This is a genomic window from Amycolatopsis roodepoortensis, from assembly GCF_014873915.1.
GTDB lineage: Bacteria > Actinomycetota > Actinomycetes > Mycobacteriales > Pseudonocardiaceae > Amycolatopsis > Amycolatopsis roodepoortensis.
Map to the genome: position 1 here is coordinate 1,810,343 of NZ_JADBEJ010000004.1, position 24,415 is coordinate 1,834,757.

Consider the following 24,415-nt stretch of genomic DNA (forward strand, 5'->3'; position numbering starts at 1 on the left):
TCCCTCAGTTCTTCGCTCGTTTGAGGTAGGCGACGTGCTGCTCGCCGGTCGGGTTCGGGAGCACGGTGACGAGCTCCCAGCCGTCCTCTCCCCACTGGTCGAGGATCTGCTTGGTGGCGTGGATCAACAGGGGGACGGTCGCGTACTCCCACTTGGTGGCGCTCATGCCCGGGAGCGTAGCCAAACCGGCAAGCGCGCCCGACACACATGCGGAAAACCCTCTCGCGACGGGTTCGCCGATTTCCCGCCGATGTGGTTCACTTCACACCTACTCGGGAGTAGATAGGACGCCGACATGCGGACGACGAAGTCCCTCGCCGCCACCTTCCTGGCCGCGGCCCTTGCCCTGATCTGCGCTTCACCGGCGAACGCCGACGAGGAACTCCCCGTCCCGTGGACCCTCGCCGCGGCGCTGCCCGCGCAGGCGGCGAATCCCGGCGGCCCGCCGCCCGGCGCGAACGACTTCGGCTGCCGCCCGAGCGAGGCCCATCCGAATCCGGTCGTGCTCACCCACGGCCTCGGCGCCAACCAGACGGTGAACTGGCAGACGTTCGCCCCGCTGCTCAAGAACCAGGGGTACTGCGTCTTCTCCTTGACCTACGGGGTCCCCGGGAAGCCGCTGCCGGTCTACCAGCCCGGCGGTCTCCTTCCGATGGAGCAGAGCGCGAAGGAGCTTTCGGCGTTCGTCGACAAGGTGCTCGGCGCGACCGGCGCGGCCAAAGTGGACCTTCTCGGGCATTCCGAAGGCACGCTGATGCCTTCCTATTACGTGAAGTTCCTCGGCGGTGCGTCCAAAGTGGACAAGTACGTCAGCCTGACCCCGCTCTGGGACGGCACGACCTTGCTCGGCGCTTCGCATCTGTACGCGCTCGCCGCCGCGCTGGGGCTCGCACCCGGCTTCAACGGCATCCTCGATCCGGCCTGCGGCTCGTGCCGCCAGTTCCTGCGCGGCTCGGAATTCCTCACGAAGCTGCGGTCGGGCAACGGCGTCTTCCAGCCGGGCGTGACCTACACGAACATCATGACCCGCTACGACGAGGCCGTCATCCCGTACACGAGCGGGATGGGCAAGGGGCCGAACGTGAAGAACATCGTGCTTCAGGACGGCTGTGTGCTGGACCTGGCCGAGCACGCGGGCGTCGCCGCCGACAAGAACGCGGCCGGGCACGTCCTCAACGCGCTGGACCCGGCGCACGCGAAGCCGGTCCCCTGCGTGCCCGCCACCCCCATCGGGAGCTGACCGAAGCGCGTGAAGGCCCCCTTCCCTCGGCTGAGCCGAGGGAAGGGGGCCTTCACGCGCGTTCGGCGGCGATACGGTGGGCCCGTGGAGACCTGGCGTGTGGTCGCGACCGTCCTGTTCGCCGCGGCCGGGCTGCCGCTGGTGCTGGTCCTGATGGCCAAGGCACGGGACCGCACGGACCGCTCGGGGACGGTCGCGATCACCGGCGCGGTGGCCTTCGTCGTCCTCCTGCTGCTCGGTGTGGTGATGCTCACGGTGCTGCCCGGCGTCCTGACCTGGAGTCTTCTGGGACTCATCGTGGCCGCGCTCGGCGTCATGATGCTGGCGAGCTGACCGCTCAATTAGGGTGGGACCGGTGAGCACATCCCTTGCCGGCTGGACCGACGAACTCGCGAGAGCCAGGCTGCATTTCGTCACCGGTAAGGGCGGGACGGGCAAGACCACGCTCGCCGCCTCCCTCGGCCTCGCGCTCGCCAAAGGCGGGCGCCGGGTGCTGCTGATCGAGGTCGAAGGCCGCCAGGGCATCGCCCAGCTCTTCGACACCGAGCCGCTGCCGTACGCCGAGCAGCGCATCGCGGCCGTTCCCGGCGGCGGCGAACTGCGCGCCCTGCACATCGACGTCGAGGCCGCGCTCCTCGAATACTTCGAGATGTTCTACAACCTCGGCTTCGCCGGGCGGACGCTGCGCCGGATGGGCGCGATCGAGTTCGCGACCACGCTCGCGCCGGGTCTCCGCGACGTCCTGCTCACCGGGAAGATCAAGGAATGCGTCGGCCGCACCGAATCGGACGGCCGCCACACCTACGACGCCGTCGTCGTCGACTCGCCGCCCACCGGCCGGGTCGTGAAATTCCTCGACGTCACCAAGGCGCTGACCGATCTCGCCAAGACCGGCCCGATCCGCGGCCAGGCCGACGGGGTCGTGCGCCTGCTGCACTCCGGTGAGACCGCGGTCCACCTGGTGACGCTGCTGGAAGAGATGCCGGTGCGGGAGACCGTCGAAGCCGTCGCCGAGCTCGACGGCGCCGACCTTCGCCCCGGCGCGGTCCTGGTCAACCGGGTCCGCCCGCCGCGGCTGCCCGCCCGTTCGGTGACCGCCGCCGCGGACGGCCGCGTCGACGCCTCGCGCGTCCGCGCCGGGCTCGCGTCGGCCGGTCTCGATCTGCCCGAAAGCACCCTCGACGCGCTGGTCGAGGAGACCGTCGAGCACGCCGTACGGGTCGCGGCCGAGCAGCGCGCCCGCGAGCAACTGGCCGAAGCGGACTTGCCCGGCCTCGAACTGCCGGACCTGACCGACGGCGTCGACGTCGCGGCGCTCTACGACCTCGCCGAAGCGCTGACCGAGCAGGGGGTGCGCTGATGTCGGACATCCTGGAGGTCGACAAGCTGATCGACGATCCGGAAAGCCGGGTCATCGTGTGCTGCGGGTCCGGCGGGGTCGGCAAGACGACCACCGCGGCGGCGCTGGCGTTGCGCGCGGCCGAACGCGGACGGCAGACGGTGGTGCTCACCATCGACCCGGCGCGGCGGCTGGCGCAGGCGCTCGGCCTGCGCGAACTGGGCAACCACCCGAAGCAGGTGCAGGTCGAAGGCTTCGAGCCCAAGGGCGAACTCTGGGCGATGATGCTCGACATGCGCCGCACCTTCGACGACATGGTGCGCGTGCACGCCGGCCCGGAACGCGCCGAGCAGCTGCTGCAGAACCCCTTCTACCAGACCATTTCCACGTCGTTCTCCGGCACGCAGGAGTACATGGCGATGGAGAAGCTGGGGCAGCTCGCGGCCACCGACGAATGGGATCTGATCGTCGTCGACACGCCGCCGAGCCGGTCCGCGCTGGACTTCCTCGACGCGCCGACACGGCTTTCGAGCGCGCTCGACGGCCGGATGATCCGGCTGCTCACCGGCCCGGCCAAAGCGGGCGGCTGGGGCCTGCGCAAGGTCGTCAACGCCGGGTTCTCGATGTTCGCAAAGGCGGTCTCGACGATCATCGGCGGCCAGCTGCTGACCGACGCTTCGGCGTTCATGCAGGCCTTCGACAGCATGTTCGGCGGTTTCCGCGAACGCGCGCGCAAGACCTCCGAGCTGCTGCGGTCCGGCGGTACGTCGTTCCTGGTGGTGGCCGCGCCGGAGCCGGACGCGCTGCGCGAGGCGTCCTACTTCGTGGAGCGGCTCTCGGAGGAGAGCATGCCGATGGCCGGCCTGGTCGCGAACCGGACGCATCCGGTGCTGGCGCCGTTGTCCAGCGCCGAAGCCATCGCGGCCGCCGAGCAGCTCGCGAAGGGCGAGACCGGCGCTCCGCTGGCCGAAGCCGTCCTTCGCCTGCACGCGGACCGGGTCGCGCTGGCCGATCGAGAGACGCGGCTGCTCGCCAGGTTCACGCGGGCGCATCCCGAGGTCCCACTGGTGCGGGTGCCCGCGCTACCCAGTGACGTGCACGATCTCGAAGGCCTGCGCGACATCGGGACCAGGCTCGCCACCCAGTCCTGAATCTCCGTGAAGGGCCCCTTCCCTACCTTGGACTCAGGGAAGGGGCCTTTTCACGAAACCATGATCACGAGACTCGGACGCGGACGTCTTCCTCTTCGTCGATCCCGGTGAAACTGCGCTTCGCCGCTTCAAGCAGGTCCGCCCAGCTGGAAACGTCCGGCCGCCGCCGCAGCAGCGCCCGCCGTTCCCGTTCGGTCATACCTCCCCAGATGCCGAAGTTGATCCGGCCATCGAGCGCTTCGGCGAGGCACTCCGTCCTGACCGGGCAACCGAGGCAGACCGCCTTGGCCCGGTTCTGTTCCGCCCCCCGGACGAACAAACCGTCCGGATCGGTGTCGCGGCACGACGCATTGACTCGCCAGCTCGACTGGTTGGTTTCCATACCCCCAGCTCCCTACCCTGGTGTTCGACACACCACGGGGGGACGAAAAGCCTGCGCTCCTGCCCCCATGAGCGTGTCTCCCTGTGTGCTCACGTCGGTTGAGCCGACACCTCCCCGGTGCCGGTGCCTCCGTTCGGCCGAATGCGACTGCCGCTCGCACTCACCCGTCTGTCGGCTTTTTCATACGTGAGACGTTGACGGACTGTAGGGGCCCTCGGTTCCCCCCGCCAAGCCCTAGAATGCCTGCCGTTACCTAACGTCACCGCATGGGGTCGATTTCGTGACCGAATATCCACTGACAGCGAGGTGACGTCACGGTGGGCTAACGGGATCCGCGTACCCTGGTCCGCGTGCGCAAAACAGACGGTCTGCTGAAGCTCATTGGCCTGTGTGTGCTCGCGGGGGTGCTGGTCGCGGGGATGTTGTTCCCGGTGGCGGGTGCCGCGGGGGTGCTGTCGAACCAGGCGAGCGAGACCGTCGACAAGACATCTTCGGACTTGGCGGACATCCCGCCGCCGTTGGTGACGACGATCACCGACAACACCGGCAAGCAGATCGCGACGCTGTACAAGCAATACCGCATCCCGACCACCGAGACACAGATCAACGACGCCATGAAGTGGGCGCTGATCTCGGTCGAGGACAAGCGCTTCTACGAGCACAACGGGGTGGACTGGAAGGGCACGCTGCGCGCCGCGGTCAGCAACAGCACCGGCGGGGACACGCAGGGCGCGTCGACGCTGACCCAGCAGTACGTCAAGAACTATCTGATCAACGTCGTCTACCGGGACGACAAGCCGGGGCAGAAGCGCGCACAGGAGCAGTCGGTCGCCCGGAAGCTGAAGGAAGCCCGGATCGCGATCCAGCTCGAAACCAAGCTGAACAAGATGCAGATCCTGACCGGCTACCTGAACGTGGTCGAGTTCTCGCGCGAGATCTACGGCGTCGGCGCGGCCGCGAACGCGTACTTCAACACGCCCGTCGAGAAGCTCACTGTGCCGCAGGCGGCGCTGCTGGCCGGTCTGGTGAACAACCCGATCGTCAACGACCCGTGGAAGAACCCCGCGAAGGCGACCGAGCGCCGGAACCTGGTGCTGGACCGCATGGTCGACAACCAGAAGCTCGCGAAGGTGGACGCGGAACGCTTCAAGGCCGAGCCGCTCGGCGTCGTCGAAGGCGGCCCGCAGAAGCCCGCCTCGAACTGCACCGGCGCCGGTCCGGAGAACGGTTTCTTCTGCCAGTACGTCGAGGACTACCTCCTCAAGTCGGGGATGACGAAGGACGACCTCTACACCGGCGGCTACCGGATCAAGACCACTTTGGACGAACGGGCGAACCACGAGGCCAAGATGTCGGCCGAAGCCCAGGTGAAGAAGACCCAGGACAACGTCGCGAACACGCTCTCGCTGGTGAAGCCGGGCAAGCAACGGCACGAAGTCGTGGCACTGGCGGCGAACCGTGACTACGGGCTCCACGAAGACCAGGGGCAGACGACGTTCGCGTTGCCTTCCGGCGTCTACAACACCGGTGGCGCCGGGTCGGCGTACAAGGTCTTCACCGCCGCCGCGGCGTTGGAAGCCGGTGTCGCCGGGATCAACTCTCCTCTGCCAGTGCCGGACTTCTACACCTCGCACGTGTTCGCGGGTGGTGGCCCCAGGTGCGCCCCGACCGGGCCGCCGTTGCGCTCCCGCTGGTACTGCCTCGGCAACGCGGGTGACTACAACCCGGCGGGCGGGACCATGTCCCTGCAGCAGGCGCTGGCGACTTCGCCGAACACGGCGTTCGTGGCCCTCGAAGAGAAGATCGGGAGCACGGGACCGATCGTCGAGATGGCGCGCAAACTCGGCATGCGCGACACCATGGCCAGCAACCTCGGCGGTGGGGCGGTGGATCCGAAGTCCGACAACCCCGGCGCCAACACCAGCCAGCTGCAGGCCTTCGGCCCGAGGCCCGGCTGGCCCGGAAACGCGTCGTTCACGCTCGGCCCGGCTCCGTTGAGCGGCCTGGAACTGGCGAACGTCGGCGCCACGATCATGAGCGGCGGCGTCTGGTGCCCGCCGACCCCGCTTTCCGGCGTCACCGACCGGGACGGAAAGCCGGTGCCCATCAAGGAAGCCGCCTGCGAGCAGGTGGTGCCCGAAGGCCTCGCCAACACTCTCGCGGTCGGCATGAGCCGGGACAGCCAGCCCGGCGGGACGTCGGCCGGCGCCGCGAGCGGCGCCAAGTGGAACCGGCCGGTGATGGGCAAGACCGGCACCACCCAGAGCAACGGCTCGGGAACGTACCTCGGGGCCACTCCGCAGCTCGCCGGCGCGGCGATGGTGTTCCGTCCGAAGGGTGGAAACGGCGGCCTCTGCTACCTCGGGCCGGGTAACGTGACCACCCGCGGCTGCGAAAACATGTTCGGCGGGAAGACGCCGGCGCAGACCTGGTTCGGGGCGATGTCGAAGATCCTCGAAGGCCAGGAAGCGCTGCCGCTGCCGCAGCCGGACCCGAAGTACACGGGCGGCGGACGCTGACCACGTTCACCAGCGTAAATCACGATGAGTCACGCGTCTCTAACTTTGAGTGAGCACGTGGCGGCCTAACGGGGAACAGCGGTCGACGGGATCGTGCCGGTCGATCGTGACACCCCACGCCGACCACGGAAAGTGAAGAAAAGAGGCCATTCCAGCGATTTACCGAGATCGCCGGAATGGGGGCGAACGATCACCACCGAAGAGCACGTAAACTGGACATTGTGAGCACGCTCAGTAACAAAAGCACTTCGGGGGCGACGGTACGGCGCTTGGCCGTGGGAACCGCCGCCCTGGGAGCCGCGACCCTCGGTTACGCGGTCGGTATCGAAAGGCGCCGGTGGACGCTTCGCACCGCGGAGCTCCCGGTCCTCGCGGCAGGGGCGAAGCCCTTCACGATCCTCCACATCTCGGACCTGCACATGCTGCCCGGTCACGTGAGCAAGCAACGCTGGGTAGCGGCGCTCGACGAACTCGAACCGGACCTGGTCGTCAACACCGGTGACAACCTGTCACATCATCAGGCCGTCCCCTCGGTGCTGCGTGCTCTCGGCCCCCTGCTCGACCGGCCCGGCGTGTTCATCTTCGGCAGCAACGACTACTACGCGCCGAAGCCGAAGAACCCCGCGCGCTACCTCATGCCGAAGGGCAAGAAGAAGCGCATCCACGGCGAGCACCTGCCGTGGCGCGACCTTCGTGCAGCCTTCGTCGAGCACGGCTGGCACGACCTCACGCACGTCCGCCGCACCATCGAGGTCGCCGACCAATACGTGTTCACGGCCGGCGTCGACGACGCGCACCTCCACCGCGACCGCTACGCCGACATCGCCGGCCCGGTGGACACCGCGGCCGCCGTACGCATCGGCGTCACGCACTCGCCGGAGCCCCGCGTCCTCGACGAATTCGCCGGCGACGGCTACGACCTCGTCCTCGCCGGGCACACCCACGGCGGGCAACTCCGCGTCCCCGGCTACGGCGCGCTCGTCACCAACTGCGAACTCGACCGCACCCGCGCGCGCGGCGCGTCCCGCTGGGGCGCCCAGATGTGGCTTCACGTTTCCGCCGGGCTGGGCACTTCGCCGTATGCTCCCGTCCGCTTCGCGTGCCCGCCCGAGGCGAGCCTGCTGACCCTCGTCCCACGGGGTACGACCAGCGACAATCGCCGGAACGCGGCCCCCCGCAAAGCCCGGAACACCGTCCGCTAGACTTCTCCACGACCCGTTAAGCAGTACCCCGGGGTGTGGCGCAGCTTGGTAGCGTGCCTCGTTCGGGTCGAGGAGGTCGTGGGTTCGAATCCCGCCACCCCGACGTTGAATCGAAAGAGCCTTGCTCACTTTGGTGAGCGAGGCTCTTTCGCTTTGTGGGCCTTGGGTGTCCGGCTCCGTAGGTCCTGAAGGGCACCTTTGGGACGCTCAACGTCCCGAAGGCGCCCTTCAGGACATGGGATCCCGTCGCAACGAGCCGACCGGACGCGTATGCCGCCGCGGACCGGGTAGCCCTCGCACACCGGTCGGCGGCCGTGCCCGCCTGGGGCGCCTTCGCGAAACTCTTGCCGTTGCATGTCGCAGCCCCGGCCAGCCCCATCGGTCAGCCGCCGCCATCGGCCAGCCACCGCTACAAACCAGCCGCCGCGCACCGGCCAGTCCTCGCCACCGGTCGGCCCCCTCGCATCAGGCGGCTCCCGCCGCCTCCAGCCAACCGCCGTCCACCGGGCAGCCCCCGCCACTCCCAGGGGGGCGACCCCGGGTCCAGCGTATCGCCGAGGGGCGTCGGGACCGGGCGAAAGCGGGGGTGGTGGGGGTGGTTGTCCACAACGGTGGGTGGGTGTGGACAACCGAAGGGTGCGTCGGCGCCGAGGGGTTCCCAATGTCGCATTGGAGACACTGAGCGTCTCCAATGCGACATTGGGGACACCGGCGGAAGGGCGCAAGCAACCGGAGAGTGAGCGGAGGCGGAGCGAGCGGCGGAGGAGCCGAAGCGACCGGAGAAGCCGAAGAGCGGTCAGCGGGTCGCGAGCAGCTCGGTCCAGCACTGCGCGAAATCCCCGTCCCCCGAGCGCGCCCACGACCAGGCCGAGCGGGCGGCCGAAGCGAGCTGGTCACGGTCCGGGGTCGTCGCGGTTTCCAGCGCCGTCACCAGACGTGCCTCGACGGACGTCGCCAGCGCCCGGTACGTCATGTCCGTGCGGTAGCGGATTTTCGTTCGCACGTCGGTGAAACCGGCGGCCGTGACGGCGGCGGGCAGCGAGCGTCCGGCGAACGGGTCGCCGCCGGCGCGGCGCCACAGCAGGTAGTGGCCGCGGAGGGCAGCGTCGACGTTCGCCGTCTTCGGCCGCAGCCGCGCCCGGCTCCAGTCCGATGTGGACAGTGCGAGCGTGCCGCCGGGCTTCAAAACTCGCCGGAGCTCCGCCAGCGCGGCACCCGGTTCCTTCAGGTGCTCGAAGACGGCGTGCGCGAAGACCACGTCCACCGACGCCTCGGCGAACGGCAGGGCGCACGCCTCCGCCACCAGAAAGTCCACTGTGGACTTTCTGTGCCCGTCGTCGATACCCAGGGTGATCGAACCCGGCCCGCAGCCGACGTCGACGCACCCCATCCCCGGCCCGAACAGCGGTTGCGCGAACACGGCCCGCTCGACCGCCTGACGCGCGAACCGCGCGGACACCGCGGCGCGCGGCGCGTTTCCCTCCAGCACCCCGCACACAGTACGGCTCTCCAGTGGCAGGATCGAGGGGTGAGCACGCAGCCAGGCAATGAATATCCGACCGCGGTGGTCCCGGACCGCCTGTTCGACGACGCCGAAGCCGAGGCCAGGTGGCGGGCCCGCTTCCGCGCGCCGCGCATCTCGGTGCCCGAATGGGCCATCGACGCCCCGGACGCGAACGTCTACGTCTCCAACGCCAGCGGCGTGTGGGAGGTCTACTCCTGGGACCGGTCGACCGGCGAGCACCGCCGCGTCACCGATCGGCCCAACGGCACCATGCACGCGACCCCGTCCCCCGACGGCCGCTGGATCTGGTGGTTCAACGACACCGACGGCGACGAGTTCGGCTCCTGGGTCCGCGAGCCGTTCGCGCCGGGGGCCGCCGCGGAACGCGCGGTGCCGGACGTCCACGACGGCTACCCCGCCGGGCTCGAGATCGGCACCAAGCTGGTCGCCGTGGGCGTCTCGACCGACGACGGAACCGAACTTTTCGCCCATATCGACGGCGAAACCACGTCCTTCTACAAACACGAGGACGACGCCGGGATCGCCTCGCTGTCCCGCGACGAGTCGCTGCTCGTCATCTCCCACTCCGAGCACGGTGATTCACGGCACCCCGCGCTGCGCGTCCTGTCGACCGACGGCTTCACGACGGTCGCCGACAAATGGGACGGCGAGGGCAAGGGCCTCGGCGCGCTAGAGTTCTCCCCGGTCGTGGGCGATCAGCGGTTGCTGGTCCTGCACGAGCGGCGCGGTCGCGAAGAACTGCTGATCTGGGACACCGCCGCGGACACCGAACAGGAGATCGAGCTGGACCTGCCCGGCGAGGTGGTCGCCGGCTGGTATCAGGACGCGCGGGCGCTGCTGGTCGTCCACTTCCACCAGGGCCGCAGTTCCCTGCACCGTTACGACCTCGCCAGTGGCGAATTGTCCTCTTTGGACACCCCGCCCGGGCGGATCGGCGGGGCGGGAGTGCGGCCCGACGGCACCGTCGAGTACTCGTGGTCCAGTGCCGCGCGGCCGACGGCCGTGCGCGCGCGGACGGCGGACGGCGAAGACTCGGTGCTTCTCGAACCGCCGGGCGAGCGCGCCCCGGAGTCCGTACCGGTCACCGACGCGTTCGTCGACGGGATCGGCGGGCAGATCCACGCGCTCGTCTCTCGCCCGGCCGACGCGCCGGAGGGGCCGCTCCCGACGGTCTTCTCCTTGCACGGCGGGCCGCATGCGGCCGACGAGGACCGCTTCTCCGCGTACCGCGCGGTGTGGCTCGACGCGGGATTCGCCGTCGTCGAGGTCAACTACCGCGGCTCGACCGGCTACGGCTCGGCCTGGCGTGACGCCATCGAAGGCCGTCCGGGCCTCACCGAACTCGAAGACGTCGCCGCCGTGCACGACTGGGCGGTCCAAAGTGGACTCTCCGACCCGGAGAAGTGCGTGGTGAACGGCGCTTCGTGGGGCGGGTACCTGAGCCTGCTGGCCTTGGGCACCCAGCCGGCGCGCTGGGCGGCGGGGATCGCCGGAGTGCCTGTCGCGGACTACGTCGCCGCGTACGAGGACGAGATGGAGCAGCTCCGCTCGTTCGACAGGGCACTGTTCGGCGGTTCGCCGGAGACGGTGCCGGCGGTGTACCGGGAATGCTCGCCGATCACCTACGTCGAAGCCGTGACGGCGCCGGTGCTGGTGCTCGCCGGGGACAACGACCCGCGCTGCCCGATCCGGCAGGTCGAGAACTACCTCGACAGGCTCGCGAAGCGGGAGATCCCGTTCGAGTTCTACCGGTTCGACGCGGGCCACGGATCGCTGGTGATCGCCGAGACGATCAAGCAGACCGCGATCGAGGTGTTCTTCGCGCAGCGGGCGGTCGGGCTTCGCTGACCCCGGCGAGCGGGTCAGCGCTCGGAGAAGAGAGTCCCGCCGGACGCCCAGTGTTCGGCGGGAATCTCGTTGATCGTCACCCAGACGCCTTCGGCCTTGCCGCCGCAGGTGCGGACGAAGGCGTCGGTCACCTCGCGGACGAGGGCCTGCTTCTGCTCGGCCGTGCGGCCGGGGAACATCGAAACACTGATCATCGGCATGGCCGGAACTCTAAAGGCCGCGGTCGTGCTTCCGGAGCCTGTCCACCGCGTAGGCGTCACCCTCGAAGGTGAGACGGGCGGCGTCGCGGCCGAAGACGAACAGCAGCAGCTCGATCGGCGCGCCGATCACGGTCACCGTGTCCGGGCCTTCCTTCACCCGCGCTTCGCGGCCCTCGGGGGTCTTCAAGATCACGCCGACCGGTGATTTCCGCAGGTTCAGCTTCGAGGCCTGCTTGGCCGACTTCCACGCCGCCGCGTCCCGCGCGGAGTCGGCCGGACGCGGTTCCCAGCCGGGCCGGCCTCGGCGGACGTCTTCGTGGTGGATCAGGAACTCCGCGCTGTTCGCCAGCTCGTCGACCGCGCCGATCGACGTCGGCCAGAACCAGGCGGGACCGGATCGGACCTTGCCGACGACCTCGGACCACGGCCGCGCGGCGTAGGAATCCTGCACGCGCTGCGTGTACGAAGCCAGCGCCGGGACCAGGATGCCGGGCGCCGCGTCGGGCCGCCGCTCGCGGACCAGCAGGTGCGCCGCGAGATCCCGCGTCTTCCAGCCCGTGCACAGGGTCGGCGCGTCCGGGCCGACCTCTTCGAAAAGCTCGCTCAACGCACGACGTTCGTCTCCGGCGACTCCCATACCCCACGACGTTACGCGCCGGTAGAGCGCGGGGAAATCCGGCGTGACGCAGGGCACCCGGCTCAGTGATGGAACGCGGTCCGCTGTCGCGGGCCGTGTTCGAGCTCGGGCAGCAGGCGCCGGAGGTCGGCGAGCAGCAGATCGGCGAGGTCGTGCGTGAAACCGTTGCGCACCACGATCCTCAGCACCGCGAGGTCGGTCCGGTTCTCCGGGAACGTGTACGCCGGGACGAGCCAGCCACGCTCGCGAAGCCGGCGCGACACGTCGAAGACGTCGAAGCCCTCGACGTCCGCCTTCGTCGTGAAGGCGAACACGGGCAGCTGGTCGCCGCGCGTCAGCAGTTCGAACGGGCCGAGCCCGGCGATGCCGTCCGCCAGCTGGGTCGCGACGTCACGCGAAGCCTGTTGCACGGCACGGAAACCTTCGCGGCCGAGCCGGACGAACGTGTAGTACTGCGCGGCCACTTCGGCGCCGGGGCGGGAGAAGTTCAGCGCGAAAGTCGGCATGTCGCCACCGAGGTAGTTGACGTTGAAGACGAGTTCCTCCGGCAACGCCTGCTTGTCGCGCCACACCACCCAGCCGACGCCGGGGTAGACCAGGCCGTACTTGTGCCCGGAGGTGTTGATCGACGCCACCCGCGGCAGGCGGAAGTCCCAGCTCAGCTCCGGGTCGAGGAACGGCGCGATCATCGCGCCCGAAGCGCCGTCGACGTGCACCGGAATGTCCCAGCCGGAGCGTTCCTGCAAGCCGTCGAGCGCGGCAGCGATCTCGGCGACCGGCTCGTAACTGCCGTCGAAGGTGGATCCGAGGATCGCGACGACGCCGATCGTGTTCTCGTCGCAGCGGGCGACCGCCTCGTCGGCGGTGAGGTGGAACCGGTCGCCGTCCATCGGCACCAGCCGCGGCTCGACCTCCCAGTATTCGCAGAACTTCTCCCAGCAGACCTGGACGTTCGCGCCCATCACCAGATTCGGCTTCCCGGTGCGGCCCAGTTTCGACCAGCGGCGTTTCATCGCCATCCCGGCGAGCATGCAGGCTTCCGACGAACCGGTGGTGGAGCAGCCCATGATCGCGGCGGGATCGGGCGCGTGCCACAGATCGGCGAGGATGTTCACGCAGCGCCGCTCGAGTTCCGCGGTCTGCGGGTACTCGTCCTTGTCGATCATGTTCTTGTCGACGCAGTCGGCCATCAGCTCGCGGGCCTGCGGCTCCATCCACGTGGTGACGAACGTGGCGAGATTGAGCCGGGCGTTCCCGTCGAGCATCAGCTCGTCGCGCACCAGCTGGAGCGCGGTGTCGGGCGGGAGCGGGTCTTCGGCGAGGCTGTCGTGCGGGAGGCGGATTTGCGCGGCGAGCGCGGGATACGCGCCGGCGTGCAAGGGGTTGGTTCCGGTCTTGCGCTCAGGATCGGGAGCGGTTCCCTTGTGCAGCACCATGAAGCGAACGGTAGCGGCTCGTGAGTGGTAAGGACGGTCAGCCACCGTCTTGGTCAACCAACAACAGCATACCGCTTAGCTCCGACAGGCCCCACATACGAGGAGCCGCCCACCCCTGCGCGCCTCAAGGGGTGGGCGGCTCAACTCTGGCGCTCATGCTCACCGCAGGTGGTTCATCGCAGCTGGATTGTGAGTGACCGCTCCCCACCTTGGATTCCGCTAGTTCCCGCGCGTGACCACGACGGGAGCGGTGACTTTAACGGCAGCATGCGAACAGGTATCTGCGTGGCCTAAGTTCCGCAGCTTCTCGCGGTGTTCGATTTCATTGACGACCCAATTGAAAAGTTGTTGCCGTGGCATTCCCAAGGCGTCGGCTAGTCGCATGATCGCTGAAACCTTCGTCGGAACTCTTTCGCCGGTCTCATACCTGCTGAGAGTCTGATATTTCATTCCCGCCTTACGTGCGGTCTTATCTCTCGACCACCGGCGCCATAGTCGAACCCTAGACAACATGACACCAAGGGGAACGTATCGGCCATCGTCCGTGTTCGGCATATCTAGGTCGACACTGATTTCTGGTCCACTATTTACGGGCGGCATTATCACTCTTTCGGCGCCTCATCGAGCGCGGAAGTGCCACTGATTCAGCAAACTTCATGACAAACGGAACGTTTTCAAGCTGCTTCAATATGACCACGACAGGCCAAACTAACCCGACAGCAATGGACAGGACGACAGCGCGCCCCTTGGTATGCCCTTGAAACCACTGCCACGGCATCGAGCTAGAAAGATATCGATAAAGGCGCTGAGTAAAATCTATAAACCCAAGAATCCACAGGACTAGCGTACAGAAGAAAAAATCGAAATCAGAGGCGAAAGTGAACATGCGTGCAACCCCCACGACTAGACGGTAAGTTCAGGCAGACTATTAGCGGGATCGCTCGCTGGAGTTTTCTGTAAGCAGCCGAAGCAGGGCATTCCGCAGGGAGCTTCAAGCAACTGAAGGACTCCGGGGCCGAATTCTTCTCCGCATAGCGCCTCCATTCGTTCCGGCTGTACACCATCAGAAGGTGCCCGAAATAGGTGCACCAACCTGCGAGACTCTCCCATCGTTCCGGCGCGCGGACGAGCAAAGAGCAGTGCGATATCCATTAAGAACCCTTCAAAGCATGATGACGTCCGGAATCGACACCGAAAGCTGCAAAGAACCCGGTGCTTTTACGGTGGCGCGTAGGCTGCCGCATCCGTTGCTCAAATGTTGGCAGGGTGGTTCTCGCGCATAAAACTGTGCGACAATTCAAACAAGGGTTCCCGGGTGGAATAAGCATCGACACAACCAGCACTACATGTCCGCACAGTGATTCATATTGGCCACGTGAACCAATCTCGCGTCCGTGTCTCATTTCTTCATCCGTGAGTGCGTGGTCTAGCCCATCGTGCTGACTCCTGTGCCAGCTAACGAACAGTCCTCCGACATGTCCGGGACGTAGTTCATCACTCACGGATCTACTCCTGTTGTATTCCCTTAGTACTGGTCGTATGGTCGCCACGGAATGCAGGTGGGCCTCTTTCTCGTCCCCAGCCATTCCAGCAACGCGCTACGTGCATCTGAAATCAGAATTGCCGCCGATCGCGGAAACACCGAACCTACAGCGCCGTTAAATATCAGATTGACCTCGGGAAGCGGTCGCCTTGGGTTGAACGAGTTTGCGATCGGCATTTCTCCGTCGTCGTTGTCCATGTAGTTCAAAGCCGCAAAGCCGATCGACGGACGGGCGGTAACTCTAAACTGATGGTTTGGAAACGGCCCCTCCTTACTTGCATAGAACTCGGCTTCACCGATTGAGAGCGTCGTCTCAGAAGAGATGTGTTCAATCGTCAATATCTCTTCGACAAGCGCAACGGATGCAGTCATTCCGCGCGTGACTCGGCCGACGCCAGAAGAAAGCGACGCCGTGACAACCAATGCGTCCATGTCACCGTTTCGGTCGGGTGAAGCCGTTCAGAGCCCCGTTTGGGCTTGCCCGACCTACGCTCGGCTGGAGCGGCGCGGCGGTCTATATCGACCTGGGCATGCGCCATGCCAGATCCGGCATATCCGCAGGTAGGAGGTCGATCTCGGTAGTGTGAGCTTCACACGGTGGTGATGGCACGTAGCGCTAGGTAGGCTGGTCTGAGAGTGCCTAGCTACGCTGGTCAAGGCTGATCGGCCCGAACCTCGGCAAGGGGGACCGCATGAGTACACCTGGCGGGTCACGGAGCTGCCCGGCGTGCGGGACTTTGCTGGCGGCCGACAACACGGCCCGAATGTGCAGTAAGTGCCTTAGAGAGCAGCGCGACCAACTCAAAACTCCCCCGGCGCAATTGCGAAACGAGTTCTTCCAAACTGACGAGTTTCGGGCAGCGTTTGCCAGTCAGCACATTGGAAAAGTTTTTAAGGCTTACCGAAACCATCCGCGTCACCGTCAGTTGTTCGGCAAGGCTCTCAATCAGGAGCTGCTAGGGCGCTGGCTAGGACTCACTCAAGCTCAGGTAAGCAAGCTTGAGAACGGAAAGCCAGAACAAAACCTCGACTCTCTCCGCAGCTATGCCAAAAAACTGCATCTGCCGCAGCACCTTCTTTGGTTCGACTTCCCCGGGCAGAGCCGCTTAGCATTTCCACAAACCGCGGAATCAAAGAAACTAATCACTCCAGCCAGTGAGCGCGACGAACTCTTAGTTGTTAACACCGGAATGGACACGCTCGAACTACTGCGACGGTTGCGAGCATCCGCCATTAATCCGTCAACTATCGATGCGGTAAGCATTACCGTGGAGCAATTGTGCTGCGACTACCCACACAAGGACGCGCGCACCCTGATGGTTGAAGGCAAAGAGTGGCTAGGCAAGATGACGACACTGCTTGAAAGCCGTCTATCGCTGGCGCAGCACCGTGAGGTTCTTCAAAAGGCTGGAATGCTGGCGTTGCTCGTTGGTTGCCTCGAATATGACACAGGTGACCGCAACGCGGCGGAGGCAACGCGTCGCATGGCAATGACCTTAGGCGAGGAATCCGGAGACCAGGGAATTGTTGGCTGGGCGCATGAAATGCGCGCATGGTTCCACCTTACTGCCGGGAACTTCCGTGCCGTAATAGCGGCAGCCGAGGAAGGCATTTTGGCGGCACCCTCTCACTCTGTCGCCGTGCAGCTTTACGGCCAACAGGCGAAAGCCTATGCGCGCATGGGAAAGCCTGATGAGGTTCGCCAAGCGTTGGACGCTGGCAGCACCCTCTTGGATCAGCTTCCTTTTCCAGAGCGTCCAGACAATCATTTCGTGGTCGATCCCGACAAGTGGGATTTCTACGCAATGGATACCTATCGGATTGTAGGCGAGGACCAACTCGCGCAGCGGAACGCAGAAGAAGTTATTCGTCGGGGCGTTAGCCCCGAAGGGGAACAGTTGTCCCCCATGCGTATCGCCGAAGCTGAGTTGACTCTCGCAGTCATTGCGGCAAGGCGCGGTGAGGTCGAGGAAGCGGCGGGGCTGGGAATTCAGGCGCTCCGCAGTGGCCGCCAGAGTCGTCCAACGTTGCTGATGGTCTCGACTGAACTGGAAGACGAGCTAGCGACCTACGGAAATGGTGCAGGCAGGGACTTCCGCGACCTGCTCGCAGAGGTCAAGCGTCCCGCAAACGGGAACATTCCCGCCGAGAATATTTAGGTAGCTTTATATTCCTTGTCGGAATACTCGATCAAATTTGCGCGCTGCCGACCTGCATCTATTCCAGGGTGGAATAGTTTATTTCAGCGTTGACATAGTTGTTTTGCTGCCTCGGCGCCTTACTTGATGGCAGCGGCTCGCAATCCCGCGAGTCGCAGCCGATAGTAAGGATCCAATAATCATGAGTAACGCAATGCAAAGTGCCGGTTCTCCGGCGTTTCTTTCGATCCGTCAGGCCGCATGGATTCTCGGTGTCGCGGAGTCCAGTGTGTGCCGTGCTATCCGTGTCGGCACGCTCCGCGCTGAGCGTCGCCGATCACGGCTCGTCGTTCCCGTCACCGAACTGTGGCGTGTGTTCGGTGGTGGTGCGCGATGACTGAGGACGAATACACGGAGTTGGCTGCCGGGCTTGATCGATTGTCGGCAGTGCCGGATGAGGTGCTGTCCGCTGTGGTGTCCCGGGATGGTCTGTGTTTGTGGGCGTTCGATCGGAGTGACTTTCCTGCGGGTGAGACGGACAGGGCGACGGCGGCACGGATGTGTGCCGGGTGCCCGGTGGTTGATGAGTGTTTGGAACTGGACTTGCGCACGGCTGGTGAGAACACGGTCGGTGTGTGGGGCGCGCTGCCGGATACCGATCGGCGGGCACTGTTCCCGGTGTGGCTGCGTCGTCGGGGTGGTGAGGTCCGATGACGGTCTCTCTGTCGACGACGCAGATTCTGGCCGGGGCTGGTGTCCTGGTGTTGCTGTTCACGGTCTGGCGGGCCAGTGCCCGCAAGGCGCGGGCGGCGGCCGACGCGGCACGGGCTAGCGCCCGGGTGGTGTCGCTGGCCGGACGGGTGCTGTTCACGGGTGCCGCGTTCGTGGGCGTTCAGTGGCTGGTGATCACGCACCCGGGTAGCCCGCTGCTGCTGCTCGTGGTGCTGGCGGTGCCGGACCTGATCGCGGCCCATGTCCTAACGCGGGCGCTGACGGTGACCACACTGGACGCTCCGACCATAAGGCGTCGGGGTGGTGGTCAACGATGACCACGAACGCTGATCGGATGGCGCGGGACGCTGCCGACGCCGCCGAGGTTCGGCGCTGGCAGTCCCACCCGGACGTGATCGCGTGGCGGGTGGAGCGTGTCCGCCGTCAGGTTGACCGCCTGTGCTGGGCCGGGATCGTACTCGGGTTGGCGTTCACGACGGCGAACGTTCAGTGGTTCGCCGCCGCTGGCGCCGAGGTGGGTTCGCTGCCGTGGCTGACGGCATGGCTGCTGGACCCGACGGTGTGTCTGGTCCTGCTGGCCATCCTGCGGGCCGAACAGATCACCGCGCGGTACCAGGTCCACACCGGACGGTGGGTGCGTGCGGCGAAGTGGCTCACGCTGGCGGCCACGTATGTCATGAACACGTGGTCATCGTGGGCGGCCGGGTCACCTGCTGGGGTGGTGCTGCACTCGGTGCCCCCGGTGGTGGTGTTCGTGGCCGCCGAGGCGGTCACCGACCTGCGGGACAAGCTCACCGACGCGGTTCACGTCGCGGTCTCCACGTCCATGGACCGCACGCAGGTTCATGAACCGCCCGTGGCCGAACCGGCCGCGACCGTGGCCGAGGTGGCGCGGCCGGAACGGCGGAAACTGTTCGCCGACTATCTGGCCGATGCGCGGGCCGTGTGGTCGGCGGAGGTGGAGATCACTCCGGCATGGGTGCGGGAAGCCACCGGGTGTTCGCGTGGTCTGTCGTCCCGGCTGGCCGCCGCGCTGGCGGCCGAGGTGGCCGAGGGGGTGCGCCATGACCAGTGATCCGGGAAAGTCCGCTGTGGAGCGTGCCGGGTCGCGCGCCGTCGAACACGTCGGGCCGATCCTTGACGGCGAGTTGGTGGATGACACGTTGCCGCAGCCACGTCGGCGGACGGTGCGGCGCCGTGTCGGCCGGTGGCTGCGTCGGGTGTGGCAGTCCGCGCCGGTGGTGCGGGCGCGGTCTCTGGCCGCCTACCGCGTCCGGCAGGCTCCGCGCGATGTGGTGCGGCTGGTCTGGTTCGTGGCGCGCGGCATGTGGCGGTGGCTGCTGAAATTCTGGCAGTGGGCCACGTACGCCGACCTGCGGGCGGACGCACGGCGGGCACGGCTGGCAGGCGACGCGGAAGCACGCCGCGCCGCGCAGGAGTTGATCCGTTCCGACGCGACGGCACGGTGGGCAAAGGTCGGTATCGCCGTTCGACGGTTCGTGATCGCGGTGCGGGTGGCCGCGCCGGTGGTGGCGGTGTTGTGGGCGGTGGCCGCGTTCATGGAACGGGCGGACATGTGGACGTGGCTGGCCGAGGTCTACAACGGACTCGACGCGGCATGGTCCGTGCTGGTGTTCCTCGGGCCGGTGGTGTTGTGGGTGCTGCCGTTGGCGGTCGTGGTCGCTGCCGCGTTCGAGGGACGCGACCGGACCCCGGGCGCAGGGTGGCTCGTGCAGCCGGACCGGGACGACGCGGATTCGTGGATTGACGAACGGATGATCTCCCGCGCGTTGGCTCACCTCGGTATCGCTCCGCTGGACAAGTTCTACCGCGACGGCGGAGAACTCGTGTACACGGTGGCCGCCCGCAAGGACGGCGACGGCACCGCCGCGCAGATCCGGTTGCCGATGGGTGTCACGGCCGACATGGTGGCCGCGCGCCGATCCAGGTTGGCGGCGAACCTCGGGCGCTCGGCGCTGGAAACCTGGCCTACCAAAGGAGAAGAGGACGGAATCCTTGATCTGTGGATCGCTGACAAGGGTGCCCGCGGCGCCGGCGACTGGCCCCTGGTCCACGAAGGACAGACGGATATTTTCGAGGGCGTTCCGTTCGGGCTTTCCCAACGTGGCACGGTAATCAACGCTCCGCTGATCGGGGTCAACTGGCTGATTGGCGGACGCCCGGGACAGGGCAAGTCATCCGCGCTCCGCACGCTCATGCTCGGCGCGGCACTCGACCCGACCGCCGAACTGTGGGCGTTCGTGATGGGCGAGTCTCCGGACTTCGCTCCGTTCGAACCCCGGTTATCCCGCTACCGCATGGGAATGGACGACACCGTCGCCGAGGCAGCGACACAAGCGCTGGCGGACTTGCTGACCGAAATGGAGCGACGCGGCAAGACGCTCGGCGAACAACCCGGGCGGCCGCCGAAGGTCTCACGCAAGCTTGCCGACAAGCGCAGCCTCGGGTTGCACCCGCTGGTGGTCGGGATCGATGAGTGTCACGAGTTGTTCCAGCATCCCAAGTTCGGAAAGCGGGCGGCGGAGATGGCGGTGCGGCTGATCAAACGCGGCCGCAAGTACGGTGTCGTACTCCTGCTGGCCACGCAGTCGCCCACCAAGGACAGCATTCCTAGGGAGATCACGCGCAACGTCGCGTGTGGTGTGGCGTTCTCGGTGGCCGATCAGGTCGCCAACGACGGGCTACTCGGATCGGGGAAGTACGCGGCCGGTATCCGCGCGACAGATCTTCGGATCAACACTGACCGGGGAACCTGTGTCGCGGTCGGCATCACCGATGAGATTTTCGAGTTGGTGCGCACGTTCTATGTGCCGTTCGAGGACGGGGCCGACGACGTGACACCGGTTATCGCCCGCGCTATGGCGTCCATTGAGGACGCCGGGCGGGCGGTGGAAACAGCGGAGCGAATCGAGATTGAGGCGGCTCCGGTGGACCACCTCGCCGACATTGCGCACGTGCTCGGCGGCGAACAGCGGGTGCGGACACAGACCGTGCTCACCCGCCTTGCCGAGTTCAACGCGGACGAGTACGAACCGTGGGCGTTCGCCGACCTGAAAGCAGTGCTGACCGATCACGGGCAACGGCTCCGCAAGGTGCGCGGGCTGATGTACGTCCACGCCGACGACGTGGCCGCCGCCCGCCGACAGGCACGCGGGGAGGCAACGGGGGAAGCACCAGAGACCGGGGGAGTTCTCCCCCTAGCCTCCCCCGACCAAGATCCCTCGGTTGACCAGGGAGAACACCCCGGGGGGAGGCGGGGGAATGCCACCACCGAAGACCCGTAAACCGCCCGAAACCAGGGGACTCGACACCACCTTTGGTGCCTTCCCCCACTCCCCCCGACCAGCGACCGCAGACACCCGCTCGAAAGGCAGCGACCATGACCACGACGCCGACAAATCCGAGGACGGACACGGCACCGCAGACGGCCGACCTGACACACCGGACGGTGACCACGCCGACGGCCCGCAGAACGCGGATCAGACAGATGCGGACTCAGCCCGCGACGGCAGACAGGGCACCACCGCCGGGGGCGCCCAGAGGGGCGTAGACGGCTCCGCACTGTCGACGGCGGGTCATCGGCCCGACGTGGGGCGCGTGATGCTCAAGACGACGCCAGAGGGCGCGACGTGGGTGCTGGTCGAGGGCTCCGACTTCGCGGAGCTGGCCGAGAGGATCAACGCCGTATACGACGCCCTGACCCGCTCGCAGCGCGGTGACCAGCACTGATAGGTGGCGTCCCGGGTGATCCGGGCGCATCCTGACTAGATGGGTGGAGGATCATTGTTCGATCGGATGGCAGAGGCAGGCGAACGCGCCGCCGCTCGTGAGCGGCGGCGCGCTGCCGTTGAACGGGGCGTCAGATATCCGGCGCTCGGGCTGGCGCTGTTCTTGACGCTGGCGGCGTGGTGGTTGTCAGGCTGGCAGATGTGGCCCTGGTTGTTCGGCGGCGTCGGCGGCATGGTCGTCATGCTGCTGCTCGGACGCGGCGTGCCGCTGGCGTGGCGGCTGACGGTACCGCTGCTCGTGGTCGCGGTGTGGCTGCTGACCTATGTGGACCCGTGGTGGTGGGTCGTGGTCGCTGGGGTGATCCTGTTCGCTGCCGCGATGGTCGCCGCCGTCCACCTGCGACTCCGCACCCGCCGTTGGCAGACGCTCGGGACTCTGGCGCTCGGGCTGGCCATGGTGACGGCCGGTTCGGTCATGCTGGCCGTGAACGCGGCCGAAGAGACCCGCCAGACACAGGACGCACTGAACGCGGCGCACGCGGAAGCGGTCGCGCGGATTCTGCCGCGCACCCCGAACGCACTGGTATGGAACTTGGTCGTCAGGCTGTCCGATCAGGCCACGGGCGGCCGACAGGCAGCGGCATCCGGGACCAGTGCCGCCGCCGACTTTTGCTTTCATTTCAGTTCGCAGGCGGCGGACGCGTTCGCCACTGCGCGGAACGCGATGGACTGTCCGGGCGCGTTCCTGGCACTGGCCGCCGAGGTCACCAATCCCCGCGACTACGTCACGCGCCTGTCGGTTCCCGGCAGCGCCGTGAAGTTCGAGCCGGACCACATCACCAGCGTCGTAGACGCGTGTCACCTGACGTTCGGCTCCATCTTGGACGACACCCCCACCGCCGCCCCGGGTCCGCAACTCGGCGAACTGACACTCAGGCAGCAACTTGGGCAAGGTCACCTGGTGATCGGGTACCGCCCATGCACGTGATCTGCGAGAAAGGCGGTAGCCGCCCGGTCACTTGATCTGAAACCAGGCAGCTACCACCAGTTTCCTACCCGCCGATTCCGATAGCTAAACATGATGGTCAGGCAATCAGCTAACTGACCAAGTTTGTGATATCGATCATTCCGTTTTCAGTGACGTAATTTTCTATGAATTCGGCTAGTTCCGGCATGGCATCCTGCCAACCCTCCGGCAGATGCCATCCCATCACCATTTTTCCATCGGGCCGTTTCTGCGCCGCGAACGAGAAGCCCACGTCAAGCCATCGAATGCGCCGTTCTTCCGGTGTTAGTGTTTCCAGTTCTTCCCGCCACGTCCGGTCAGTCGGAACCCATTGCACGCCCCCGGGGTCAATCGGCAACGCCCGAAGTGTGTCGATATCTTTCAGAATCTTTTGCCCATCGTCCATGATCCGCTGACGCTCACCCGCCGACACTGCCCGCGCCACCTTCGCCATAAGTCGCGCGTGTTCCCGTTCCAGCTTCGCGATTTCGTTAGCGTGATTCGTCGTCGGCAGAACCATCCGTTCACGGACCGGAACCATGGAAAAGAGCACATAGAAAGATTTCTCGGCGAACGGCTCCACATCTTCCGCGCGGATGGACGGACCGTGCTTAGCTGTCGGACACCGCCAGTAGCGGTACTCATAGCTGACCTTGGTTCCGTCCGCGCGGGTCCGCGTGTCGCCCGCGATACGGTGCCACAAGGGCTCAAGGCACTCCGGACACACCAAGACACCCGAGAACGGATACGGCTGGTTGCTGCCCCGTGCTTTGCGGCGCGACTTCTCCTCAAGCACCGCCACGATCTCAGCCTGTTCGGCAGGCTCGAAAATGCCGAGTTCGACAAGCTCCGGATTCACCAGCAAAGCGGCAAGCGTGCCACTTTGCCATTGATAGCCCTTGAGTTCCACGGTGGCGGGGTCTTCGCCCCGCCGTTCCGCCGTCAACTGCGCTTGCCTGTCTCGCGGGGTGACGACCTTGTTTTTCGTCAGCCACTTGCACAGGTCGGTAAGCCCCTGCTTTTCCGCCCGCACAAGAGTGGATAGGGAATGCAGGATCTTGACCGCGTATGGATCCAAACCGAGGATCCAGCCACCACCGCCCGGCAATTCCACCGGCATCGTCCCGTACAGGTGACTCTCACCGCTCCACCGACCCTGTTCTTTAAGGGACGCTTTCGCGGAGCGGAAACGCTCACGCATCCGCTCACGCTCCATGCGGGCGAATGCCGCAATCAGCGTGATCATGAATTCCGCCATCGAGTTACTGGAATCGATGCCTTCCGCGATGGCGATCAAGCGCTTACCGCGCGCCCGCAGCCACTCCAGCAAGTTCAGGGCGTCCATGACGTTCCGGACCAGCCTGTCAAGCTTGGACACGACCAGCGTCTTCCATGGTTGCGGCGGCGCGTCGGACAGCCACTGCTTGAGCCCTGCCCGCTTGTGCGGCTCCAGGTCGCCGGACACGTGCAAGTCCTCGACGGTCGCCACCACCGGAATGTCGTAGGCGGACGTCCACCGGTGCGTGGTATCGCGCTGGACCACGTTGGACGTGCTCTCATCCGTGTAGTGCGACTCACGCGAGTAGCAGACCGCCGCGTCGTCCACGGGATCGAACGGGACGACGGGCGGCCGCTCACTGGTCTGCTTCTTGAACCTCCGCCGCTTCCTCGGTGCTGGTGCGCTCATGGCCGTATCCTCGCTGGTAGACGCTCTGCCGACTGTAGTTGGTTGACCCAGTCGGTGCAGAACCGTCCTTACCACTCACGA

The 24,415-nt window shown here is 66.3% G+C and carries 24 protein-coding genes and 1 tRNA gene; 15 read left to right on the forward strand and 10 right to left on the reverse strand.

From position 1 onward, the window contains the following. Nucleotides 1–4: 4 nt before the first annotated feature. Entirely contained in the window at nucleotides 5–166 is a 162-nt protein-coding gene (locus tag H4W30_RS19305) for a DUF4177 domain-containing protein (RefSeq protein WP_005166970.1), read from the reverse strand. A gap of 129 nt (nucleotides 167–295) precedes the next feature. Between H4W30_RS19305 and H4W30_RS19310 the strand changes: the two genes are divergently transcribed. From H4W30_RS19310 to H4W30_RS19325, 4 genes are all read left to right on the forward strand, one after another. Beyond that, nucleotides 296–1,240, forward strand: coding sequence for an esterase/lipase family protein (locus H4W30_RS19310; protein ID WP_192744031.1), 945 nt, complete (start codon nucleotides 296–298; stop codon nucleotides 1,238–1,240). A gap of 84 nt (nucleotides 1,241–1,324) precedes the next feature. Continuing rightward, complete coding sequence (locus H4W30_RS19315; protein WP_192744032.1) at nucleotides 1,325–1,573, forward strand: hypothetical protein; 249 nt, start codon at nucleotides 1,325–1,327, stop codon at nucleotides 1,571–1,573. 22 nt (nucleotides 1,574–1,595) lie between these two features. After that, entirely contained in the window at nucleotides 1,596–2,600 is a 1,005-nt protein-coding gene (locus H4W30_RS19320; protein WP_192744033.1) for an ArsA-related P-loop ATPase, read from the forward strand. Beyond that, entirely contained in the window at nucleotides 2,600–3,730 is a 1,131-nt protein-coding gene (locus tag H4W30_RS19325) for an ArsA family ATPase (protein ID WP_192744034.1), read from the forward strand. Before H4W30_RS19320 ends, H4W30_RS19325 begins: the two co-directional genes overlap by 1 nt. A 64-nt stretch (nucleotides 3,731–3,794) precedes the next feature. Here H4W30_RS19325 and H4W30_RS19330 read toward each other — a convergent pair whose 3' ends face one another. Further along, nucleotides 3,795–4,112 (reverse strand): WhiB family transcriptional regulator, encoded by a 318-nt coding sequence (locus tag H4W30_RS19330; protein ID WP_005166974.1) that lies wholly within the window; start codon nucleotides 4,110–4,112, stop codon nucleotides 3,795–3,797. A 350-nt stretch (nucleotides 4,113–4,462) separates the two neighbouring features. On the opposite strand from H4W30_RS19330, the gene H4W30_RS19335 reads away from it, so the two are divergent. The 3 genes from H4W30_RS19335 to H4W30_RS19345 all read left to right on the forward strand — a co-directional run bounded on the left by H4W30_RS19335 (nucleotide 4,463) and on the right by H4W30_RS19345 (nucleotide 7,936). Next, entirely contained in the window at nucleotides 4,463–6,631 is a 2,169-nt protein-coding gene (locus H4W30_RS19335; protein ID WP_192744035.1) for a transglycosylase domain-containing protein, read from the forward strand. A gap of 275 nt (nucleotides 6,632–6,906) precedes the next feature. Beyond that, a complete protein-coding gene (locus tag H4W30_RS19340) occupies nucleotides 6,907–7,833 on the forward strand; it encodes a metallophosphoesterase (RefSeq protein WP_318780623.1) in 927 nt (308 codons plus the stop codon). A 29-nt stretch (nucleotides 7,834–7,862) separates the two neighbouring features. After that, a tRNA-Pro gene (locus H4W30_RS19345) sits at nucleotides 7,863–7,936 on the forward strand. Between the two features lie 693 nt (nucleotides 7,937–8,629). On the opposite strand, the gene H4W30_RS19350 is transcribed toward H4W30_RS19345, so the two are convergent. After that, the gene (locus H4W30_RS19350) at nucleotides 8,630–9,322 is read right to left on the reverse strand and encodes a class I SAM-dependent methyltransferase (RefSeq protein WP_192744037.1); all 693 of its coding nucleotides are present in this window, start codon (nucleotides 9,320–9,322) and stop codon (nucleotides 8,630–8,632) included. Between the two features lie 39 nt (nucleotides 9,323–9,361). On the opposite strand from H4W30_RS19350, the gene H4W30_RS19355 reads away from it, so the two are divergent. Continuing rightward, nucleotides 9,362–11,206, forward strand: coding sequence for a prolyl oligopeptidase family serine peptidase (locus H4W30_RS19355; RefSeq protein WP_192744038.1), 1,845 nt, complete (start codon nucleotides 9,362–9,364; stop codon nucleotides 11,204–11,206). A gap of 14 nt (nucleotides 11,207–11,220) precedes the next feature. Here H4W30_RS19355 and H4W30_RS19360 read toward each other — a convergent pair whose 3' ends face one another. From H4W30_RS19360 to H4W30_RS19385, 6 genes are all read right to left on the reverse strand, one after another. Continuing rightward, nucleotides 11,221–11,406, reverse strand: a complete 186-nt coding sequence (locus H4W30_RS19360; protein WP_101611157.1) for a 2-hydroxymuconate tautomerase — start codon at nucleotides 11,404–11,406, stop codon at nucleotides 11,221–11,223. Nucleotides 11,407–11,416: 10 nt separating this feature from the next. After that, the gene (locus tag H4W30_RS19365) at nucleotides 11,417–12,043 is read right to left on the reverse strand and encodes a TIGR03085 family metal-binding protein (protein WP_192744039.1); all 627 of its coding nucleotides are present in this window, start codon (nucleotides 12,041–12,043) and stop codon (nucleotides 11,417–11,419) included. 62 nt (nucleotides 12,044–12,105) lie between these two features. Further along, nucleotides 12,106–13,479: a glutamate decarboxylase gene (locus tag H4W30_RS19370; RefSeq protein WP_192744040.1), complete on the reverse strand. Its 1,374-nt coding sequence runs from the start codon at nucleotides 13,477–13,479 to the stop codon at nucleotides 12,106–12,108. Between the two features lie 219 nt (nucleotides 13,480–13,698). After that, the gene (locus H4W30_RS44725) at nucleotides 13,699–14,079 is read right to left on the reverse strand and encodes a helix-turn-helix domain-containing protein (protein WP_404799903.1); all 381 of its coding nucleotides are present in this window, start codon (nucleotides 14,077–14,079) and stop codon (nucleotides 13,699–13,701) included. Beyond that, complete coding sequence (locus tag H4W30_RS19380) at nucleotides 14,063–14,380, reverse strand: hypothetical protein (protein ID WP_192740901.1); 318 nt, start codon at nucleotides 14,378–14,380, stop codon at nucleotides 14,063–14,065. Before H4W30_RS19380 ends, H4W30_RS44725 begins: the two co-directional genes overlap by 17 nt. 624 nt (nucleotides 14,381–15,004) lie before the next feature. After that, nucleotides 15,005–15,454, reverse strand: coding sequence for an Imm1 family immunity protein (locus H4W30_RS19385; RefSeq protein ID WP_192740900.1), 450 nt, complete (start codon nucleotides 15,452–15,454; stop codon nucleotides 15,005–15,007). A gap of 389 nt (nucleotides 15,455–15,843) precedes the next feature. Here H4W30_RS19385 and H4W30_RS19390 point away from each other — a divergent pair, with 389 nt between their 5' ends. From H4W30_RS19390 to H4W30_RS19415, 7 genes are all read left to right on the forward strand, one after another. Further along, nucleotides 15,844–17,181, forward strand: a complete 1,338-nt coding sequence (locus tag H4W30_RS19390) for a helix-turn-helix domain-containing protein (RefSeq protein ID WP_192740899.1) — start codon at nucleotides 15,844–15,846, stop codon at nucleotides 17,179–17,181. A gap of 372 nt (nucleotides 17,182–17,553) precedes the next feature. Then, on the forward strand, nucleotides 17,554–17,874 hold the full coding sequence (locus tag H4W30_RS19395) for a WhiB family transcriptional regulator (RefSeq protein WP_192744041.1): 321 nt from the start codon (nucleotides 17,554–17,556) through the stop codon (nucleotides 17,872–17,874). Continuing rightward, nucleotides 17,871–18,209: a hypothetical protein gene (locus H4W30_RS19400; RefSeq protein ID WP_192744042.1), complete on the forward strand. Its 339-nt coding sequence runs from the start codon at nucleotides 17,871–17,873 to the stop codon at nucleotides 18,207–18,209. Before H4W30_RS19395 ends, H4W30_RS19400 begins: the two co-directional genes overlap by 4 nt. Then, complete coding sequence (locus tag H4W30_RS19405) at nucleotides 18,206–18,967, forward strand: hypothetical protein (RefSeq protein ID WP_192744043.1); 762 nt, start codon at nucleotides 18,206–18,208, stop codon at nucleotides 18,965–18,967. Before H4W30_RS19400 ends, H4W30_RS19405 begins: the two co-directional genes overlap by 4 nt. Then, complete coding sequence (locus H4W30_RS19410) at nucleotides 18,957–21,197, forward strand: P-loop NTPase family protein (protein WP_192744044.1); 2,241 nt, start codon at nucleotides 18,957–18,959, stop codon at nucleotides 21,195–21,197. The genes H4W30_RS19405 and H4W30_RS19410 overlap by 11 nt, the downstream gene beginning before the upstream one ends. A gap of 316 nt (nucleotides 21,198–21,513) precedes the next feature. Continuing rightward, the gene (locus H4W30_RS44225; protein ID WP_264082800.1) at nucleotides 21,514–21,642 is read left to right on the forward strand and encodes a hypothetical protein; all 129 of its coding nucleotides are present in this window, start codon (nucleotides 21,514–21,516) and stop codon (nucleotides 21,640–21,642) included. Between the two features lie 54 nt (nucleotides 21,643–21,696). Beyond that, on the forward strand, nucleotides 21,697–22,629 hold the full coding sequence (locus tag H4W30_RS19415) for a hypothetical protein (RefSeq protein WP_192744045.1): 933 nt from the start codon (nucleotides 21,697–21,699) through the stop codon (nucleotides 22,627–22,629). A gap of 109 nt (nucleotides 22,630–22,738) precedes the next feature. On the opposite strand, the gene H4W30_RS19420 is transcribed toward H4W30_RS19415, so the two are convergent. Further along, a complete protein-coding gene (locus tag H4W30_RS19420; protein ID WP_192744046.1) occupies nucleotides 22,739–24,334 on the reverse strand; it encodes a recombinase family protein in 1,596 nt (531 codons plus the stop codon). Nucleotides 24,335–24,415: the final 81 nt, after the last annotated feature.